Source organism: Microcystis aeruginosa NIES-4325 (genome assembly GCF_008974145.1).
GTDB lineage: Bacteria > Cyanobacteriota > Cyanobacteriia > Cyanobacteriales > Microcystaceae > Microcystis > Microcystis aeruginosa_G.
Genome location: NZ_BJKP01000002.1, coordinates 54,798 through 73,645, shown reverse-complemented (window position 1 = coordinate 73,645; position 18,848 = coordinate 54,798). Strand labels below are relative to the sequence as shown.

Sequence of the window (18,848 nt, the reverse complement as noted above, 5' to 3'; positions counted from 1 at the left end):
ATTATTAACTAACTACTTGAGAAAAAAGATTTTCGTATTGATCCAAAGTCTTTTCAAAGGCATAATTTTCTTCTGCATATTGTCGTCCTTTTTCTCCTAGTGTAGTTGCTAAATCTGGGTTTTTGTATAGCTTTAAAATAGCCGTAGCTAATGCCTCTGGATCTTCAGGATTAACCACCAAACCACCACCACTACGCTCGATCGCCCTAGCGGCAGTTCCATCGGCGGGAACAGAAGCAATAATAGCACGACCACTAGCTAATAATACCTGAATTTTGGAAGGCATATTAAAGGAAATAACGTTATGTTTTTGCATCACCATGCCCACATTGGCGGCGGCTAACATTTCTGGTAATTTTTCCCGGGGTTGAAATGGTAATAAAAGCACATTACTGGCCCCCTGTTGTTGGCGGTACTTTTCTAGGCGATCAAGTGCCTCTTTTTTACCAACAATTACCACTTTAATCTCAGGAATATTAACTAAGTGAACTGCGGCATCGATCAGAGTTTCTAAGGGTTGAGTTAGGGCAATATTGCCAGAATATAAAACAACAAACTTGCCCTCAAGATGATTTTCTTGGCGAAAATAATTATGGTTTTTCGGCAGAGGTTTAATAAAGTTTACATCCACCCAATTAGGAATCTCAATAATTTTCTGACTCGGCACATTTTTAGTGAGGAGATTTTTGGTAAAACCATCGGCAATAACTGAGATTTTGCTGGCAGTTTTGTAGGCAAATTTTTCGAGACTACTAAAAACCTTAATCATTTTTTGATTAGTTAATAATCCCACATGAACTGCCGCATCGGGCAGAATATCCTGTAAATTTAGAATAATCGGCACCCCATATAATTTACTCAATAAAGCGGCGGGAACGCAAACGGGTAATCCGGGGACAGTTAAGAAAATTAGATCGGGTTTTTCGCCTTTGAGAGCCTGAAAGAAACTCAAAAAAACAAAGCTCAACTCAAAGAAAATTCGATTTTTTAAACTTCTTTGGGGGCGCGCCCAAACGTAGGAACGTTGAATTTTAACACCGTTGCGTTCTTCTTCTAGATAGATTTTTCCTCGGTATTCGGGATCGATTTCACTATTAGGATACCAAGGAAAAGCCGTCAAAACCCTGACTTGATGACCTCTTTTAACCAATCCTTCCGCCAGTTCTGTCATCAGGGGAGCGATGCCGATCGGTTCGGGATAATAGTTATAAGAATAGAGCAAAATTCGCATAGGGATGACAATTTGGTTGGGCGATTCAGTTTCATGATTTTATCAATAGTTACTGGTTTTTTGACAAATCAGATGCTCTTTTGTCAGGGATTACCCTAGAAAGAGGTGAGGATTAGCGGTGAGAGATGCGGAAAAAAAGGGAAATTAGCTGATAAATTAATGCTCAAAACCCATAACTATTCCCCTTTACCCCTGCCTAAATACTAGCCCTTATTTTTCCCGCACCCGGTGGCCGATATCACGACGATAATAGATGCCATCAAAGTGTATCCTGTTCATCGATTGATAGGCAAGTTCGATCGCCTGATTAAAATTAGACCCCACAGCGGTGACACCCAAAACCCGGCCGCCATCGGTGAAGATATCGCCGTGTTTTAAAACCGTGCCGGCGTGGAAAACCATCGCCCCTAGGGTTTCAGCTGCCTTAATTCCCGTGATTAACTGGCCTTTTTCGTAGTGGTCAGGATAACCGGCAGACGCTGCCACCACACAAACGGCACTACCGGATCGCCATTGTAAAGAGGGGAAATCAGTTAATTTTTGTTGAGCGCAAGCCAGCAGCAGCGGTGCCAGGGGAGTTTCCAGTAGGGGTAAAACCGCTTGGGTTTCGGGATCGCCAAAACGACAGTTAAATTCGAGAACTTTTGGCTCTCCGGCGGGGGAAATCATTAAACCCGCGTAGAGGACTCCCCGATAGTCAATGCCGCGTTTTTGCAGGGTGGCGACGATGGGGGCGAGGATGTCTCGGTCCACCGCTTCGATAATGGCGGCGGTGGCTATGGGTGCGGGGGCATAAACTCCCATACCGCCGGTATTTTTGCCAGTATCGCCTTCACCGATGCGCTTGTGATCTTGGGCGGGTAGCAGGGAACGAAAACTGATCCCATCGGTGAGGGTGAGGATAGACACTTCTTCTCCTTCTAGGAATTCTTCCACCACGACTTTAGTAAAGCCACTGGTAAAAAGATCATCGATCGCTTCTAGGGCTGTATCTAGGGTTTCGGCGACAATTACTCCTTTTCCTGCGGCTAATCCATCGGCTTTCACTACGATGGGTGCTCCTTGCTCTCGGATATAAGTTTTTGCTAGTTCTGCATTGGTAAAGGTTTCCGAGGCGGCGGTGATAACTCCGGCTTCGCTCATTAATTCTTTTGCCCAGGATTTGCTCGATTCAATTAAGGCCCCGGTTTGTGTGGGGCCAAAAACGGCAATTTCCTGGCCCAGAAGATGATCGGTAATGCCGAGGGAGAGAGGATATTCTGGCCCAACAACCACCAGATCGATGCCATTTTCTCGGGCAAAGCGGCTAATTTCGGTAAAATTCTCCATTGGTATCGGGATATTTTCACATTGAGGTAAAATTGCCGTTCCCCCATTACCAGGAATACAGAACACTTGTTCTACTTGAGGCGATTGTAGGAGTTTCCAAGCCAGAGCGTGTTCTCGACCACCACTGCCGATAACGATAATTTTCACGGATAAACGCAGCCTAAATGACGATGGATTAATTATCCCCCAGTTACGGGGTGCCATTGGCTAGAATTTGAGATTACTTAACTTTTTAATCCTCGCTCGTCACTGGATTTGACGGAGACAGGACAAATCAGCTTTACCGAAATGAATACTAAAAGCTACTTGCAGACTTTCTAGGGATTTAACCAACCAAGGCACCTGATCGCGAGAAAAACTCTCGTAATGGTTAAAAAGAATCGAAAAACGTTTATCTAAATGGGGTTTTACCTTGCGACACACCAAAACTAACTTGAGCAATAACCCCACAGTGCGAATTACCCCCATATTGTTGATCATATCGATAAAAATGTAATGGTTGGGTTTTTGGTTGCTTTCCACCACCAAATAATTGAACAATTGACTAGAAGTACGCAGGACGAGAAATTCACTCGGTTTTTGTTGATCCCACTCGGGTAGGGTATTTTGCAGGACATCGTAGAGTTTTCTGTTGAATTGTCCCTTGCCGTAGTCTACGGAGGTAATCAGATAATCGTAGAGATCATTTTTGAAATCTTTATAGGTAGGGATATAAACTGTATTCGCCAGAAAATTTTGCGCGAGAGCTTTATAAGTATAATTTCCTTCTACTGAACCCACATACTGCTTGAGGGCGCGAGTTAGTTCCTCATCATTGAGCAGGGTGGGATTTTTCACTGGTTGAATGATTCTCCCCGCTTGTTCGCTGGTTTTTGGGGTATGAGCAATCTGTGCCAAACGAACCTGATAGGTAACATAATGAGAGAGATTCACCTCGAAACAGTGATCGCTTTTCACTTTAATACGTCTAACGGTTTGTTGCTGTTCTCGGGAACTTTCATCACTGAGTAAACAGTGATCATAGAGATAGGGATAACGATTAATCAGGGTTCCCACGCAAGTGGAGGTTTCTTCGCCGTATTTGCTGCTAATAATTCGCGCCAGACGCTGCAGTTTAACGTAGTGATCCGAGAGGGTAAATTTTTTGAGCAGATGGTGCAAAGTATTGGAGGTGCTGTAATGTCTCGGACGTGGGGAGGGCAGATTTTCCAGCAGCGATACCAATTCGGGAATTGCCAGCTGACAAGTGGGCTGTATTTGCCATCGGTTAACTAAAATGTGACAGCAGCGGTTAAAGAAATTATAAAAACGAATTTCGGCATCTTTAGCCTTGACAAGACGCTCTAGGGCTAAATAAATAGGAGCTTCTTGATAGCCCCTACCTTCGATAAACAGACGACGAAAATCCTCGATTAAGTCCTCAGGGGAATCAGTCCGTACGCGGTCGAGCCAATAATCGTACAGTACCTGTTCTTCATCTCTTATTTCTATTTGTCGAGCGTTTAGAGTGGCCATCTTTATTTGAATCAGCCCTCCTGAATCAGTAAGCGGATGGGTTCTAGGTCCATCACCATAAAGGGGTTAATTGTGATTAGATAGTAGATGATCGCTTCTCAGGATGCCCCTCTTTGGGGTCATTCCACTGATCGAGTTTATCTATTTTAGCCTTGCCAGTTTGGGAAAATTTCCGTTGGTCTGCCCAGCCAAGCTTGCTGACCATGCCCAAATTACTAAAAATTTCGGCAGTTTCCCCTGATAATTAGGTTAGCGAAAAAAACACCGCTTGTATGTGATCTAAGTCACGGCTTGTCGGGAATTTGTGTGGTCAGGAGTGCCGATCATTCGTAGAAGTCTTGCTAGGCAAGGCTTTTAAGACTATATTTCCCGAAAATTATCCCTATTCTTCTTCCTTCCACACAAAAACCAGAAGAGCGGCGATACTGCCTATAGAGGGGATGTAAGACCAAAAGCTGGGCGCAAGTCTTTCTTGAGGCAATCCCTGGTGAAGTAGGAAGCTCTCAACGACCTTGAGAGTAGTTCGCATCTACCTTCTAGATGATTCGGAATTTACTCCTGAGTATTTTTATTGTCTATGCCCTGTCATTTATCCCTCAATCAACTAGCTCAATTATTGTCCTTACAAGATAAGGTTGACATAAGTTTTAGTCCCGATAGTTTAGTATATGGCATTAATACTGATAGCCGTAGTATTGAGTCAGGACAAGCATTTTTGGCCTTAAAAGGTGATAATTTTAATGGTCATAATTTTATCGATATGGCTATCGAAAGAGGAGCGTCGACATTGATTGTCGATCAGCCAGTTTCGGTAAATTACTCTAGTAATATTCCTGTATTCCTAGTCAAGAATACCCTAGAAACCTATCAGCAATTAGCCCATTGGTGGCGGAATCAATTTACTGTACCCGTGATTGCTATTACGGGATCGGTGGGGAAAACCACGACGAAAGAATTAATCGCCTCGGTACTGGCAACCCGGGGAAAGGTACATAAAACCTTGGCTAATTATAACAATGAGATCGGAGTGCCGAAAACTCTCCTCGAACTGGATGAAACTCATGATAGTGCCGTAATCGAGATGGGAATGCGGGGACGGGGAGAAATTGCCCTGCTCGCTCAAATCGCCCAACCGACGATCTCAGTGATTACTAATGTGGGAACCGCTCACATCGGTCGTTTAGGGTCGGAAGCTGCGATCGCAGAGGCCAAATGCGAGTTATTGGCTGAGTCTCCTTCTAGTAGTATAGCTGTTCTTAACTACGATCATCCTTTACTTACCAAAACAGCTAAACGGGTATGGCAAGGGGAAACACTTACCTATGGCTTCTCTGGCGGCGATGTAGCTGGAGAATTACTGGATTTAACTACTTTACGAGTAAATGGACTAGATTTTAACTTACCTTTATCCGGTCGTCATCATGCTTTAAATTTTATGGCGGCCTTGGCTGTAGCGAAAATTTTAGGCATCGACTGGACTTCTTTGCAACGGGGGATTAAGGTTAATTTACCCGGTGGTCGGGCTAAACGTTACCAATTAGGGACTGATATCCTACTCCTCGATGAAACCTATAATGCCGGTCTAGAATCAATGTTAGCGGCCTTGGATTTACTGAAGGCTATCCCCGGTCAGCGTCATATTGCTGTTTTAGGCACGATGAAGGAGTTAGGGTCTTTTTCGGAGCAATTACATCGCCAAGTGGGTGAGAGGGTGCAAAAACTAGGCATAGATCGCTTGTTTGTCTTGGTAGATGACCCAGAGGCTAAGTTTATTGCTGATTCCGCTACGGGGGTCAATTGCGAATGTTTTCAAACTCACGCAGATTTAATTAATCGTTTAAAGGAAGTGATCGATTCAGGCGATCGCATTTTATGCAAAGCTTCCCATTCCGTCGGTTTAAATCGGGTGGTGGAGGAGTTAATCAGTGATATTGGGGGTTAGGGAAAAGTTGTTAGAGAAGAGAGCATTTTTGAGCAAGAATAGCCTACTAAAAACTGTTTTTTCGGGGATTTTAGGGCTGGTTTTCTTTTTTTCGGCCGTGCAAGTCTCTTTTGCTCAAGAATCGAGACGACTGGAGACTTATCTCCCAGATATCAGTGGTTTAGCTTGGGTAGAAGCGGATGTTTTTCTAGGGGTTCACGATGCCAAAAATAAGGGCAAAAATAGTGATCCATCTCAACCAAGGCTGAGTCTTTTACGGCTGCCTACAGAGGAAAAGCCCCTATTATGGCAGGTTTTAAGGGTAGATTGGCCAAATCCAGAGGGATTGAGTAACGATCTCGAAAGTATTACTTCTATTCCTGAAACTAACTTATTTTTGTTGGCTGAAAGTGGCGAGAAAAAACCTTTTCAAAGACTATTTTTACTGGCATATAGCCAGCAAAAAGTCAAGATAGTTGAGCAAATAAATTGGCCGATCGCGGTGGAAAATGTAGAGGCGATCGCTGTTAGTCGGCAAGGCGATCGTTATCTATTTATCTACGCAGAACGGGCCGATAGTCAAGAGAGTACCAAAATTCGCTGGACGGATATCTCGTTCAATCCCTTAAAATTCGGGGAATTTCAGTCGGTAACTTTTCGGAGTCCTTTTGGTAGTGGTAAAAATATTCGCCCCATCTCCGATTTAGCCGTAGATAAGCAAGGTAATATCTACATAGCTTCCGCCTACGATCCAGATAATGCGGGAGTGTTTAGAAGTGCTGTTTACCGTATTGGTGAAGTGACAGACGATAATAGCCTAATTATTGCCCCTAATCCCCAAAAAATTGCAGAAATCGACGGAGCCAAAGTAGAAGCCGTGACCACCAGAGAATCTCCTAGAGGTAAAATAGAAGTCTTTATCGGTACAGATGACGAGAATTATGGCGGTTTTATGCGACCTTTGCTGTTAGATAATTAGCTATCAGTCGTCAGGGGAGAAGAGATCGCTATGGCTTGGGAGATAACTGTTAAGTTAGGTTTTTTCCTTAGCGAGAATAAAGACGCTGCCTTCGCTGCCGCGGCCGATGCGGAGATCTTCATCGAGATAGGTGATATCGAGCCAACCTTTTTGTTCCCGATTATTGAAAGAAAAATCGAGGGGAGGAAATTTTTTGCCACTTTCGATCGCTTCAATAAATTCTTGGGGAGAATGATAATTGAGAAAACGTTGCAGACCGAGGATCGATCGCTCAAATTTAACCATTACCCGACGCTCGGATGTGGGTTCAAAGGTAGCGGAGACGATTACTGCCCCTTCTAGCCAAGGTACGCCGATAATTTCAGCGATATTATAGAGTTTGGCCTTGTTCAGGTCGAGATATTGATAAATTTGCCCTAATTGAAAAAAGGGTAGGCGATCTAGTCCCAGAATGCCGCGGCTGCTGGTGAATAGTAAACGCCAATTGCCCCCTAATAGTTGTTTAACTTCCAGGGGATGAGGATGGGGATTGTGATCCTCCAATTGTTCAATCGCCGCTAAAATCCGCACGCGGTCGCTTTCCGTGGCCAGGAGTCCGCGATTTCTACCAGCGATCAATTCCAGTAATTTCGCTTTGGCATCCATAGAATCTCCCTTATTTGATAAACTACCTCGACCTTCTAGGCGATTGATCGAGGTTTTTGGTCGCCTCAAGAGGCTCACCTGCGCCGATGATTTTAGGGTTTCAACGCAGTTTTCACCCTGGTGAGCGGCATTTTTAAATGTTGGCCTCACTATTTTAACACAGATTAAATGCCGCAGTTTGAAAACTTTTTCATAACCGTAATTAAGTGATCGAAATAGGGAGTAATTGCGGTTTTTTCTGAGTGGCTAAAATACTCTAAACTGTATTGTTTTAAGGCTTCTAAACCCGAAATCATTGCCCCTAATGGTACTTGCAATTCTTGGTAAAGAAGACGCATATTTTCCAATCCCTCGGCACTGGTGTAGGGAATCTGTTGTCCGACGACACCGTAGGTAATACAGCGTAAAAAGTTCCAGAAATCACGCCAACAAGCTTTGGCGCGGTGGGGTGGATAAAGATCGCCACCAGGTTGAAAAATGGTAGTAAATTGACTTAAGACGGTCTTACGGGCGTTATCGACGATACTATTAGCGTTATCCCGCAGTTTTCGAGCTTGCTGACTAGAAACGAGTAAATCAGGCTCTAAATTGACGAGAGTATCTAAATCGCTATCACTGAGATAGCGAGTTTGATCATCGGCTTGTTGCCAAATAGCGATCGCTGCTTGCTGATAGGGCCAATCAGCGAAACTGAGGATTCTCGCTTTTGGGATTAATTGCTGGGCGCGCTCACTCAAAGGCATCGATCGCTCTCCGTTGGGTCAGATTAGGCAGTTAAGATCACTTTTAGCATAAATGCTCGAAAAATTAGCGATAACTAAAGATTTTTTGAAATCTGTCTGGGAGGATCGCTTACAATAAACAAAAGCTAAGTCATTATATTTTGATCATCATGTCAGTTTTAATAGCGATCAGTGTACTCGCCCTATTAATTGTCGTTCACGAATTAGGTCATTTTGCCGCCGCCCGTTGGCAATCCATCCATGTTAATCGCTTTTCTATCGGTTTTGGTCCAGCTTTAGCTAAATATCAAGGTAAAGAAACAGAATACGCCCTCCGCGCCATTCCTTTAGGGGGTTACGTTGGTTTTCCCGATGACGATCCCGATAGTCAAATTCCCAATAACGATCCTGATTTATTACGCAATCGTCCTGTTTTCGATCGAGCCATCGTCATTAGTGCGGGGGTAATTGCTAATTTAATTTTTGCCTATTTTTTGCTTGTTACCCAAGTCGCTACCGTGGGTTTTCCCCAAATTAACTATCAAGAAGGGGTAATTATTCCAGAGGTTTTCACCTCGGAAAATTCCGTCGCTAAACAAGCGGGCATGGAAGCGGGGGATATCGTTCTCGCTATCAATGATCGTCCCCTTGGCGCTTCTCAAAATGCCATTATTGACTTCCGTGACATTATTCAATCTTCCCCCAATCAACCCCTAAAATTAACCGTCAAACGCCCGACAGAAACTCTCGATTTAATTGTTACTCCTGAATTGGGAAGTGATGGTCAGGGTAAAATTGGTGTGAGATTGGCTCCTAACGGTGAAGAAACTCGCCTGAAGGCCGATAATTTTGGGCAAGCTTTTAGCTTAGGTGCGGGTGAATTTCAGCGATTAACCCTATTAACTGTTAAAGGTTTTGGGCAGTTAGTTAGTAACTTTAAAGAAAATGTTCAACAGGTAGCAGGACCGGTTAAAATTGTCGAATACGGAGCGGCGATCGCTCGTAATGACGCGGGGAATCTTTTTCAATTTGCCGCCCTAATTAGTATCAACTTAGCGGTGATTAATATTCTGCCTTTACCTGCCCTTGATGGCGGTCAATTGGTATTTTTATTAATAGAGGCTTTGGTAGGTAAACCTCTCCCGACTAAACTGCAAGATAACATCATGCAAACAGGTCTAGTTTTACTCCTAGGATTGGGAGTTTTCTTAATCGTGCGCGACACGGCTAACCTAGCAGTTTTTCAGGATTTATTCCAGTGATGGCCCTGCGAAAAAAAACTAAGCTTCAACTGCGCGCCCTAGAGATTTTAAGCAACTTAAAGCGATTATATCCAGAGGCAACCTGTAGCTTAAATTATCAAACTCCCGTGCAGTTATTGGTGGCAGTGATTCTCTCGGCACAATGCACTGATGAGCGGGTAAATAAGGTGACTCCTGCTTTATTTGCTCGTTTTCCCGATGCTAAATCCTTAGCTTTTGCCGAGCGAGAGGAGTTAGAAACCCTGATTCGTTCCACGGGATTCTATCGTAATAAAGCTAAAAATATTCAGGGTGCTTGTCAAAAAATCCTCAAGGATTTTCAGGGAGAAGTACCCAAGACAATGGCGGAATTATTAGCTTTACCCGGAGTAGCTAGAAAAACGGCTAATGTGGTACTTGCTCACGCTTACGGGATTATTGAGGGGGTGACAGTAGATACCCATGTTAAGCGCTTAAGTAATCGTTTGGGTTTAACTACTAATAACGATCCGGTGAAAATTGAACGGGATTTAATGGCTTTACTACCTCAACCGGATTGGGAAACTTTTTCTATTAGTATTATTTACCACGGCCGGGCGGTTTGTAAAGCAAGAAATCCCGCTTGTTTTTCCTGTCAATTAGCCTCTCTTTGTCCCGCAGCAAACAGTAAACTCACACCTGATAACTGAATCACTGATAACTGATCTGGGGGGCTATAATGAGAAAAAATAGCTCATCCATCAATCTTATGAGTCAAGGATCACGGCAAGAAATAAAAACCCAAGCAATAATCCTCGCTACCTTTGTGGCGATTTTTTGGCTGTTAGAGATTTTAGATCAATTTGTTTTTCGGGGCAGTTTAGACTTTTTCGGGATTATTCCCCATCAAGTCATCGGATTGCGGGGTATTATTTTCGCACCTTTCCTACACGGTGACTTTCCCCATCTTATTGCTAATACGGTTCCTTTCCTAATTCTCGGTTGGTTGGTAATGTTACAGGAAACCAGTGACTTTTTTATTGTGACCGGGTTGACTATGCTAGTGGGGGGGTTAGGAGTCTGGTTATTTGCTGCTCCCGGATCCATCCATATCGGGGCAAGTATCTTGATTTTTGGCTATTTAGGTTTTTTATTACTGCGGGGCTATTTCCAGAGAAATATTCCTTCTATACTCTTGTCAATTCTAGTCTTTTCACTCTACGGTGGCACAATTTGGGGCGTTTTGCCTTCCCGTCCGGGGATTTCTTGGCAAGGACATTTATTTGGTTTCCTAGGCGGGGTTTTAGCCGCCAAATTAATCGCCACCGAAAAGAAACATTATTCCTAAATGGGGGAAGCTTCTATCTCGCTACATACTTCGTAAAAATCGGTGACAGGCGGTTTTGCAAACAGAGGAGCCATGGATTTCAGCAATAATTCGTGGGCTTCGCTTTTATTTGCCTCCATATCATCGATTTTATCCCAGATGATCACGGCAATTCCTTCGTCGGTTCCGGGTTTTTGCAGCAGAAAAGCCCCCTGGAATCCCGTAGAATAGGTGGAAACGGCCTTTTCGTAGAGTTTTTGGGCCTCGGAAAAACACCCCGGTTTGAATTCACCAATAGCCACATAGGCGTATTTATGTTTGAGAAAATCGAGAAATTCTGGCATGGCAATCAGGGGAAATGGTATAAATCTTTATTTCTACTCCCATTTAAACTTAGATCGATTGCTCCCTCCGCCCCATCGACATATTTTTTTAACTAAGCTTCCCCAATTGTCTCTTTTTTTGTTAGCTTATATGTAGTCGTTATGAGTTTGTATAAGTTCTATGGTCAAAATCGTTGGTATTAATGGCAGTTTACGCAGCGGCTCCTATAGTGCGATGGCGTTAGAAGTTGCTATCAGTCGAGTAGGGGCGTTAGGAGTAGAAACGGAGATAATTGACCTGAGAAGACTCTCTTTACCCTTCTGTAACGGGGGAGATGACTATTCTGACTATCCCGATGTGGCCAAAATGCAGCAAACGGTTAAATCGGCAGCGGGATTAATTTTGGCGACACCGGAATATCATGGCAGTGTCAGTGGTGTGATGAAGAATGCCCTAGATTTAATGAGTTTTGAGGAGTTATCGGGAAAGGTTGCTGGGTTAATCAGTGTTTTAGGCGGCCAATCCAATAGTAACGCCCTTAATGATTTAAGAATTATTCTCCGTTGGGTTCATGCTTGGGTAATTCCCGAACAAATTGGGTTAGGACAAGCGTGGAAAGTCTTCAACGAAGAAGGAAAAATCCTTGACGAGAAGCTTTCCCAGCGTTTTGACGCTTTTGCTCAAAGTTTAGTCGATAATACCCGTAAACTCAACGGGATCTAGTAATATCAATGGTGATTTTACCGGTGAAATGGGGAATTGGGGCGGCGGGTTTCGATAATTGTACTCTTACCTGTCGCACTCGATCGAGTTGTAGGATATCCTCAGCGATAACTGTGGCCAATTTTTCCACTAGGGCAAATTTGCTGGTTTCAATCTGGTGTTTGACAATTTCGATCGCCTGTCGATAATCTAGAGTATCTTCAATTGCGTCACTTTTGCCAGCAATGCTGATATCAACTTCTAGGGATAAATCCACCTCAAACCATTGACCTAAAACCTGTTCTTCGGCCAGATATCCGGTGTAACCGTAGGCACGAATTCCTGTAACGTGAATAGTATCCATAGATAGTCAAATTAAAAAACTGGTAGCGTTGGTCACAAATTTACGAGAAACTCTATAAGTAAAAAGCAATCTCGGAGTCTCGGAGTCTCGGAGTCTCCTCAAGTATTTTTACATTTTTGCAAAGGAATGTTAAGTTTTAGGGTATTAAATGAGTAACCTTGATAGCCATGGCTCCTAAGATAGCAGGGATTATCTGTACCCACAACCGCGATCACTACCTAGCAGGAGCGATCGATAGTCTTTTGGCGCAAACTTGCCCAGATTGTGAGATTTTAGTGGTTGATAACGCATCTACCGATAAAACCCGTCAAGTGGCCGAGTCGCGTCTGGGAGATGGGCGCCTAAAATATGTTTACGAACCTATTTTAGGGCTATCTACCGCCAGAAATCGCGGGGCGAAGGAAACTAGAGCGCCGATTTTAGCTTATTTGGATGACGATGCGATCGCTAGTCCTCAATGGTTGCAAATTCTGTTAAATGCCTACGAAAATAACCAAAAACTGGCAGTAGCTGGGGGAAAAGTTACCTTAATTTGGCCGCAAGGCTACAGTCAACCCAATTGGTTATCCGATGAGTTAGCAGGGGGTTTAGGGGCTTTCGATTTGGGCGACAATGTGGTATATATTAGCCAAGCGGATTTAACTCCGCGAGGGGTTAATTACTCAATCCGGCGGGATTTCTGGGAGAAGATTGGCGGTTTTGACCCTAATTTGGGAAGAATTGGCAAAAAACTTCTCTCTAACGAGGAATTATACACTACAGAACTGGCACTCGCCCAGGGATGGCAAGTGGGCTATTTTCCCGAGGCATTGGTGGAACACAATGTTGCCCCAGAAAGAATCAATCGTCAATGGTTTATGCGTCGCAGTTGGTGGCAAGGCATCAGCGAACACTACCGGGAAGAAGTGGCAGGAAGGACGGGATTGGCTCAATTTAGGCGAGGAGGTGAGCGATTGGTGAGAGGATTGGTTAAATCTGTCAAATTTATCAATGATCCTGCTAAAAGGTTTGAGAATCTTCTCTATGCCTACGGACAAATCGGTTATTTAAGCGAAGCCGCCAAGGCGATGTTAACCCCTCAAAAGTAAATTATTGTAAATAAATGGGTAAAAAAGCGTTAATTTGTGGTATATCGGGGCAGGATGGGGCCTACCTAGCCGAATTACTGTTAAAAGCTGGCTATACAGTTTGTGGCACCTCCCGGGATGCCCAAATGTCCTCTTTTAGTAACCTGAAACGTTTGGGAATCAAGGAACAGGTAAAACTAGAATCGATGGCACTGAACGACTTTCGCAGTGTCCTACAGGTCTTAATTAAAATTCAGCCCGATGAGGTCTATAATTTGGCTGGACAAAGTTCTGTGGGTTTATCCTTCGAGCAGCCGGTGGAAACCTTAGAAAGTATTGCCACGGGAACCTTAAATCTCTTAGAAGCAATTCGATTTACTGGAGCAAAGATTAAATTATATAATGCTGGATCCAGTGAATGTTTCGGGGATATCGGCGATAATTCTGCCGATGAAAATACCCCTTTTCGTCCTCGCAGTCCCTACGCTGTGGCCAAATCGGCGGCTTTTTGGGAAGTGGCTAATTATCGAGAAGCCTACGGAATTTTTGCCTGTTCAGGCATACTTTTTAATCATGAATCTCCCCTGCGTCCCGAGCGCTTTGTTACCCAAAAAGTTATCGCTGCCGTGGCTAGAATTGCCCAGGGCAGTAGCGAGACTTTACACTTAGGAAATATGAGTATTCAAAGGGATTGGGGCTGGGCGCCAGAGTACGTTGAAGCGATGTATTTAATGCTGCAACAGGAGCAACCCGATGATTACGTCATTGCCACGGGAGAAAGTTCAAAACTAGAGGATTTTGTCGCCACAGCTTTTGCTACTGTTGGCTTAAATTGGCAAGATCATGTAATTTCTGATCGAAGTTTATTAAGACCAACAGATCTAGCCATTAGTCGTGGTAATCCAGGCAAAGCTAAGGAAAAATTAGGTTGGCAAGCACGATACAAAATGACTGATATTGTCCGCATGATGGTAGAAAAAAATCAGTAAATAAATAAAACATAGAAAAAAGGAGGTAAAATATGTTAATGGAACTTAAAGCTGGATTCTTGAAAATTCCCAATTGGTTAAAAGCTTTAGTATTAATCAGTTTAATTTTGGGGATTTTCCTGAGATTTTATAATTTAGATGGCAAATTATATTCTAATGATGAAGCTTTTAGTACAACCTATATCTACGGGCAAAATATAGCGAACATTATCGATGTTAAAATTGTCTCTGCCTCGGAATTACAAAACTATCAAAGATATAACACAGATGAAGGTATTTTCGATAGTTTTAAGCGCCTGCTTGAGCGACCTTACGTCTTTCCGCCTTTATATGCTTTCATGGTGCAAATTTGGTCAAGATTCTGGAGCTTATTCCTTACCGAGCCTGCGATAATCACTCGAAGTTGTTCAGCTTTTATTAGTTTGTTTTCTCTCCCTTTTATGTATTGGCTATGTTGGGAATTATTTCAATCAGCATCTATCGCTTGGTTAGGGACGGCAATTTTCGCAATTTCTCCATTACAACTCCAATATTCCCAGATCGTCAGAACTTATAGTCTAATTACAGCCTTTACTCTATTATCTAGTGCAACTTTACTTCACAGCTTACGAGTTCCCAAAAAAATTAATTGGTTGCTCTATACATTTACCGTTGCTTTCGGGTTATATTCTAATATTATTTTCGCTTTTGTAATAATTAGTCATGCTCTTTATATAATTATTGATTCCAGAGGCAGAATTACTAAGAATGTTAAGAACTATATTCTATCATCGCTGTTAGGAATTTCACTTTTTATGCCCTGGTTCTATCTGTTTCTAACCAAGCCAGGGTTAGTCGGGTATTCTGTGGGACAACCGGCTGCCGCAAATATCCCAATCACTGGGTTAATTAAAGATTGGATGAGAGGGGTGCTTCGTATTTTTATCGATCTAAATGATGGCTGGATTAAGGAGACTGACTCTTTTCTCTTATTACAAAGAACTTCTTGGATTTTTCTTCTAGTTTTTCTTTTGACATCTGTAGTATTTTTAATTTTTAATGCTGGCAAAAATAAAAACTGGATGATTCTCGCTTTGCTAATTGGTGGGGGAGGGATTTTGATGATAAAAGACGCTATCTCGGGAACAGGGTTTTCTGTTCGATTACGTTATATGTTGCCCTACGCTATCGGTTGGCAATTAGCAGCAACTGCTTTGATAGCTTATCTTTTTTATTCTCGTTTAAGCTGGCAAAGACAACTGAGTAAAATCATCATTTCTAGCCTTTTACTATTGGGATTGCTATCATCTTGGATCATAGCTAGTTCTCCTTCTTGGTGGGCATTTGGAGCACCTGATTACCCAGCAATAGCTCAAAAATTGAACAAATTAGAGAAACCTGTAGTTCTATATGATGATTTTGCTGATGCCTTAACCATGAGTTATTTAGTTAACCATAATGTCTATTCTCATCTGACTAGAAGAGCAGAATTTCATCTCGAAAATAATCCCAATCAACCTAATGATATTTACCGAGGATATACTGATATTATCATTTTTCGTCCATCATCAACTCTTGTGGAAAAGTTACAATCAACAGAAAATTTTGTCTTAGAACCACTTTTTAAATCCCAAGAAAACTATCCTAGTAAACCCAACGCATGGAAAGTCATCAAACGCTAACTTTGCTCAAGCCATGAAAATTTTAATTCTATCCTCTACTTTTCCCTATCCCCCCACCAGAGGGGGAACTCAAGTTAGAACCTTCAATCTTTTAAAACACCTGAGTAAGAATCATGAAGTCACGATCATGACTCGACCAAATTCGGATGTTAGTAGGAGTGATATTGAAGCTTTGGAAAGATTTGTTAAGGAGGTAAAGGTATTTCCCTATTCCAATTCTCCCAACCCTAGTATTTTAGGCAAAATACATCGTTTTTATGATTTTATCAGGCAAGGTACTCCTCCCAACGTTAGATATGTGTATAGTGCTGATATTCAATTTTGGCTTGATCGTGTCATTGATAGTCAAAAATTTGATGTTATTACTTGTGAGCATAGCGTCAATGATATCTTTGTCCGACCCCATTGGCAAAAAAAGCTTAAAACTATAGTAAATATACATAGTTCAGCCTATAGAACCTGCAAAAATCAATTAGAAATAGGAGTTAGCACTAATCCTATTCGAGATACATTGTATCTACCACTTCTCGAACGTTACGAACGGAGATTTTGTCAGAAATTCAATACTATAGTTGTCACCACTTCCGAAGACAAGGAACAGATGGAAGAGTTGAACATTAATCGCCCTGTTGTCGCAATTCCCAACGGCGTTGACTTGGAAATGTTCCCCTATCGAGAAACCGATCCCAGTGGTTATCAAATCATTATGACGGGAGGCCTAGATTACGGTTCTAATATAGACGCAGTACGCTTTTTTAGCTTAGAAGTTTTCCCTATTTTACAACAAAAATATCCTGAGGTTACTCTGATGATCGTTGGCTCCAATCCTGCTCCATCGGTCATAGAATTGACAAAAAATTCTCAAATCACTGTCACGGGTCGAGTTCCATCTATGGCCGAGTATCTTCATCATGCTACTATCTGTGTTGTGGCAATGCGTTCGGGTTTTGGAATTAAAAATAAAACCCTAGAATCCATGGCTGCGGGGGTGCCGGTGGTGGCCAGCGATCGAGGTTTAGAAGGGTTAACAGTGGAGGGAAATAATGTTCCTTTAGCAGCCTTAAGGGCTAATAGTATTGAGGAATATTGTAGGGCGATTAGTAGTCTTTTTGAATCGGCAGAGTTGCGAGAAAAATTATCTAGAAATGCTCGCAAGTTAATCGAAGATAATTATACTTGGCCGCAAGTAGCTGCTAAGTAAGAACAAGTTTTTACTGCTGACATTTATTAGAAAATTTCTCTAGTTTTTTGTAAATTAATATGCTATCAAATCAAATACCAGTGAAAATATCTGTTGTTGTTCCTCTGTATAATGAAGAAGAAAATATCGATGCTCTTTTTCAGCGACTTTTAGCAGTTTTAGATGCAATAAATACCAGTTATGAGATTGTTTGCGTTAATGATGGTAGTCGTGATAATACTCTCAAAAATCTCGTGGAATATCATCAACGTTACCCACAAATTAAAGTGGTTAATTTATCCCGTAATTTTGGTAAAGATATCGCCATGTCAGCAGGAATTGATTACAGTCAAGGAATGGCAGTTATTCCTATTGATGCTGATTTACAAGATCCCCCCGAATTAATTGCCGAGATGATCGAAAAATGGCACGAGGGTTATGATGTGGTTTATGCGTCCCGTCGGGTTAGAATTGGCGAAAGTTGGTTTAAACGTTTCACCGCTGGGGGTTTCTATCAAGTCATTAATAAATTAAGTCGGGTTCCTATTCCCCCTAATACGGGAGATTTTCGCTTAATCGATCGCCGAGTGGTAGAATCAATTAAAAAGATGCCCGAACGTCAAAGATTTATGAAAGGAATATTTGCTTGGGTGGGATATAAACAGACATCAATTTTATTCGATCGAGAACCCCGGTATCAAGGACAAACTAAATGGAATTACTGGAAATTATGGAATTTTGCCATCGATGGTATTACTTCTTTTAGTTTTTTACCTCTGAAAGTCTGGACTTATGTAGGATTTATCATTGCACTTGTTAGTCTTGTTTATGCTAGTTTTTTAATGCTCAGGACTATTATCTTCGGAATCGATTTACCCGGATACGCTTCTCTGATGGTTGCTGTATTATTTTTAGGAGGAATTCAATTACTCACCCTTGGTATTATTGGCGAATATATTGGCAGGGTTTATGAAGAAGTTAAGGGGAGGCCACTTTATCTGGTTCGAGATTGTTATGGTTTTGAAAATAGGGAACAAGTTACTGATAAAATAACTTAAAATTGAGATACTGACGAGAGGAGAATTACATCTATGAATACCAAAATTTTTCAGCAATTTTTTGCCTATTGTGTCGGTAGTTGGCAAACCGAAAGAACCTATCATTATCTAGCTGCTCAAGAAGTGGAACGTTCCCGTACTGAGTTCCTCATTCAACCCCTCACCAGGGAGATTAAACAGAAAGTTCTGACAGATAATAACTATCCCGATATTGCGGATTTAGAAACTATCCCTGGTTTTAATTTAGGTTTTTATACCATCTCGGAAAAAGGGGAAGAAGTGCGACAAAATCTTAATCTTTTATTTGTGGTTAAAGCAGAAAATAACGGTTATTTAGAAGGAGATTATCTTCGTGATCGCGCTTACGAAGAAGCAAGACCAATTATCTCCGCTTTTCGCTTTGATTCCACCACCAGAGAGTTATTAATGACCACCAATTATACTCGCAGTGTTTCCGTGGATTCAATTACTTTAATTAATCCAGACTTGCGAATTCGCAAAATTATTAACTATCAACGTCCCCAGGAGGGGGAACCCTTAGAAAAAGTTCTCTTGGTGGGTTTTGGGGTTGAGTGTAAAGTCAGTTAAAAAAAAATATTTCTTCTCCCCCCTTG

General features: G+C 42.1%; 19 protein-coding genes. 12 read left to right on the top strand and 7 right to left on the bottom strand.

Annotated elements, in window-relative coordinates; translation table 11 throughout:
• Nucleotides 1-4 precede the first annotated feature (4 nt).
• The 3 genes from MiAbW_RS01485 to MiAbW_RS01475 all read right to left on the bottom strand — a co-directional run bounded on the left by MiAbW_RS01485 (nucleotide 5) and on the right by MiAbW_RS01475 (nucleotide 4,075).
• Complete coding sequence (locus tag MiAbW_RS01485; protein ID WP_151694627.1) at nucleotides 5-1,231, bottom strand: glycosyltransferase family 4 protein; 1,227 nt, start codon at nucleotides 1,229-1,231, stop codon at nucleotides 5-7.
• A gap of 210 nt (nucleotides 1,232-1,441) precedes the next feature.
• Nucleotides 1,442-2,707 carry a phosphoribosylamine--glycine ligase gene (gene purD, locus MiAbW_RS01480; protein ID WP_151694720.1) on the bottom strand — a complete coding sequence of 422 codons (1,266 nt, stop codon included), beginning with the start codon at nucleotides 2,705-2,707 and terminating at the stop codon, nucleotides 1,442-1,444.
• Between the two features lie 99 nt (nucleotides 2,708-2,806).
• Nucleotides 2,807-4,075, bottom strand: a complete 1,269-nt coding sequence (locus tag MiAbW_RS01475; protein ID WP_151694626.1) for a hypothetical protein — start codon at nucleotides 4,073-4,075, stop codon at nucleotides 2,807-2,809.
• Between the two features lie 577 nt (nucleotides 4,076-4,652).
• On the opposite strand from MiAbW_RS01475, the gene MiAbW_RS01470 reads away from it, so the two are divergent.
• Complete coding sequence (locus MiAbW_RS01470) at nucleotides 4,653-6,017, top strand: UDP-N-acetylmuramoyl-tripeptide--D-alanyl-D-alanine ligase (RefSeq protein ID WP_151694625.1); 1,365 nt, start codon at nucleotides 4,653-4,655, stop codon at nucleotides 6,015-6,017.
• Between the two features lie 7 nt (nucleotides 6,018-6,024).
• A complete protein-coding gene (locus MiAbW_RS01465; protein ID WP_151694624.1) occupies nucleotides 6,025-6,975 on the top strand; it encodes a hypothetical protein in 951 nt (316 codons plus the stop codon).
• A 54-nt stretch (nucleotides 6,976-7,029) separates the two neighbouring features.
• Here MiAbW_RS01465 and MiAbW_RS01460 read toward each other — a convergent pair whose 3' ends face one another.
• Together MiAbW_RS01460 and MiAbW_RS01455 are read right to left on the bottom strand one after the other, a co-directional pair.
• Nucleotides 7,030-7,620 carry a PAP/fibrillin family protein gene (locus MiAbW_RS01460; RefSeq protein ID WP_151694719.1) on the bottom strand — a complete coding sequence of 197 codons (591 nt, stop codon included), beginning with the start codon at nucleotides 7,618-7,620 and terminating at the stop codon, nucleotides 7,030-7,032.
• A 164-nt stretch (nucleotides 7,621-7,784) separates the two neighbouring features.
• Nucleotides 7,785-8,363, bottom strand: coding sequence for a phycobilisome protein (locus MiAbW_RS01455; protein WP_151694623.1), 579 nt, complete (start codon nucleotides 8,361-8,363; stop codon nucleotides 7,785-7,787).
• A 149-nt stretch (nucleotides 8,364-8,512) separates the two neighbouring features.
• On the opposite strand from MiAbW_RS01455, the gene rseP reads away from it, so the two are divergent.
• Genes rseP through MiAbW_RS01440 form a run of 3 tightly spaced genes read left to right on the top strand, consistent with a single transcriptional unit; the run spans nucleotide 8,513 to nucleotide 10,910 of the window.
• A complete protein-coding gene (gene rseP / locus MiAbW_RS01450; protein ID WP_151694622.1) occupies nucleotides 8,513-9,604 on the top strand; it encodes an RIP metalloprotease RseP in 1,092 nt (363 codons plus the stop codon).
• On the top strand, nucleotides 9,604-10,272 hold the full coding sequence (gene nth, locus MiAbW_RS01445; protein WP_151694621.1) for an endonuclease III: 669 nt from the start codon (nucleotides 9,604-9,606) through the stop codon (nucleotides 10,270-10,272). Before rseP ends, nth begins: the two co-directional genes overlap by 1 nt.
• Nucleotides 10,273-10,301: 29 nt before the next feature.
• Nucleotides 10,302-10,910 (top strand): rhomboid family intramembrane serine protease, encoded by a 609-nt coding sequence (locus MiAbW_RS01440; protein ID WP_151694620.1) that lies wholly within the window; start codon nucleotides 10,302-10,304, stop codon nucleotides 10,908-10,910.
• Here MiAbW_RS01440 and MiAbW_RS01435 read toward each other — a convergent pair.
• Nucleotides 10,907-11,233, bottom strand: coding sequence for an antibiotic biosynthesis monooxygenase (locus MiAbW_RS01435; protein WP_151694619.1), 327 nt, complete (start codon nucleotides 11,231-11,233; stop codon nucleotides 10,907-10,909). The genes MiAbW_RS01440 and MiAbW_RS01435 overlap by 4 nt on opposite strands.
• 160 nt (nucleotides 11,234-11,393) lie before the next feature.
• Between MiAbW_RS01435 and MiAbW_RS01430 the strand changes: the two genes are divergently transcribed.
• The gene (locus tag MiAbW_RS01430) at nucleotides 11,394-11,936 is read left to right on the top strand and encodes an NADPH-dependent FMN reductase (RefSeq protein WP_151694618.1); all 543 of its coding nucleotides are present in this window, start codon (nucleotides 11,394-11,396) and stop codon (nucleotides 11,934-11,936) included.
• Here the strand turns inward: MiAbW_RS01430 and folB are convergent.
• Nucleotides 11,923-12,279 carry a dihydroneopterin aldolase gene (folB, locus tag MiAbW_RS01425; RefSeq protein ID WP_110578203.1) on the bottom strand — a complete coding sequence of 119 codons (357 nt, stop codon included), beginning with the start codon at nucleotides 12,277-12,279 and terminating at the stop codon, nucleotides 11,923-11,925. The two genes, MiAbW_RS01430 and folB, sit on opposite strands and share 14 nt — an antisense overlap.
• Nucleotides 12,280-12,446: 167 nt before the next feature.
• On the opposite strand from folB, the gene MiAbW_RS01420 reads away from it, so the two are divergent.
• From MiAbW_RS01420 to MiAbW_RS01395, 6 genes are all read left to right on the top strand, one after another.
• Complete coding sequence (locus tag MiAbW_RS01420) at nucleotides 12,447-13,367, top strand: glycosyltransferase family 2 protein (protein WP_151694617.1); 921 nt, start codon at nucleotides 12,447-12,449, stop codon at nucleotides 13,365-13,367.
• Nucleotides 13,368-13,381: 14 nt separating this feature from the next.
• Nucleotides 13,382-14,335, top strand: a complete 954-nt coding sequence (locus MiAbW_RS01415) for a GDP-mannose 4,6-dehydratase (RefSeq protein ID WP_151694616.1) — start codon at nucleotides 13,382-13,384, stop codon at nucleotides 14,333-14,335.
• A 107-nt stretch (nucleotides 14,336-14,442) separates the two neighbouring features.
• Nucleotides 14,443-15,996: a glycosyltransferase family 39 protein gene (locus tag MiAbW_RS01410; protein ID WP_172967331.1), complete on the top strand. Its 1,554-nt coding sequence runs from the start codon at nucleotides 14,443-14,445 to the stop codon at nucleotides 15,994-15,996.
• Between the two features lie 13 nt (nucleotides 15,997-16,009).
• The gene (locus tag MiAbW_RS01405; RefSeq protein WP_151694614.1) at nucleotides 16,010-17,197 is read left to right on the top strand and encodes a glycosyltransferase family 4 protein; all 1,188 of its coding nucleotides are present in this window, start codon (nucleotides 16,010-16,012) and stop codon (nucleotides 17,195-17,197) included.
• A gap of 59 nt (nucleotides 17,198-17,256) precedes the next feature.
• Nucleotides 17,257-18,234, top strand: coding sequence for a glycosyltransferase family 2 protein (locus MiAbW_RS01400; protein ID WP_151694613.1), 978 nt, complete (start codon nucleotides 17,257-17,259; stop codon nucleotides 18,232-18,234).
• Between the two features lie 33 nt (nucleotides 18,235-18,267).
• Nucleotides 18,268-18,822: a phycobiliprotein lyase gene (locus MiAbW_RS01395; protein WP_151694612.1), complete on the top strand. Its 555-nt coding sequence runs from the start codon at nucleotides 18,268-18,270 to the stop codon at nucleotides 18,820-18,822.
• Nucleotides 18,823-18,848: the final 26 nt, after the last annotated feature.

Coding starts and splice junctions, on each gene's coding strand:
- MiAbW_RS01485 (WP_151694627.1), bottom strand. CDS start 1,231: ATGCGAATTTTGCTCTATTCTTATAACTATTATCCCGAACCGATCGGC.
- MiAbW_RS01475 (WP_151694626.1), bottom strand. CDS start 4,075: ATGGCCACTCTAAACGCTCGACAAATAGAAATAAGAGATGAAGAACAG.
- MiAbW_RS01470 (WP_151694625.1), top strand. CDS start 4,653: ATGCCCTGTCATTTATCCCTCAATCAACTAGCTCAATTATTGTCCTTA.
- MiAbW_RS01460 (WP_151694719.1), bottom strand. CDS start 7,620: ATGGATGCCAAAGCGAAATTACTGGAATTGATCGCTGGTAGAAATCGC.
- MiAbW_RS01455 (WP_151694623.1), bottom strand. CDS start 8,363: ATGCCTTTGAGTGAGCGCGCCCAGCAATTAATCCCAAAAGCGAGAATC.
- rseP (WP_151694622.1), top strand. CDS start 8,513: ATGTCAGTTTTAATAGCGATCAGTGTACTCGCCCTATTAATTGTCGTT.
- nth (WP_151694621.1), top strand. CDS start 9,604: ATGGCCCTGCGAAAAAAAACTAAGCTTCAACTGCGCGCCCTAGAGATT.
- MiAbW_RS01440 (WP_151694620.1), top strand. CDS start 10,302: ATGAGAAAAAATAGCTCATCCATCAATCTTATGAGTCAAGGATCACGG.
- MiAbW_RS01435 (WP_151694619.1), bottom strand. CDS start 11,233: ATGCCAGAATTTCTCGATTTTCTCAAACATAAATACGCCTATGTGGCT.
- MiAbW_RS01430 (WP_151694618.1), top strand. CDS start 11,394: ATGGTCAAAATCGTTGGTATTAATGGCAGTTTACGCAGCGGCTCCTAT.
- folB (WP_110578203.1), bottom strand. CDS start 12,279: ATGGATACTATTCACGTTACAGGAATTCGTGCCTACGGTTACACCGGA.
- MiAbW_RS01420 (WP_151694617.1), top strand. CDS start 12,447: ATGGCTCCTAAGATAGCAGGGATTATCTGTACCCACAACCGCGATCAC.
- MiAbW_RS01415 (WP_151694616.1), top strand. CDS start 13,382: ATGGGTAAAAAAGCGTTAATTTGTGGTATATCGGGGCAGGATGGGGCC.
- MiAbW_RS01405 (WP_151694614.1), top strand. CDS start 16,010: ATGAAAATTTTAATTCTATCCTCTACTTTTCCCTATCCCCCCACCAGA.
- MiAbW_RS01400 (WP_151694613.1), top strand. CDS start 17,257: ATGCTATCAAATCAAATACCAGTGAAAATATCTGTTGTTGTTCCTCTG.
- MiAbW_RS01395 (WP_151694612.1), top strand. CDS start 18,268: ATGAATACCAAAATTTTTCAGCAATTTTTTGCCTATTGTGTCGGTAGT.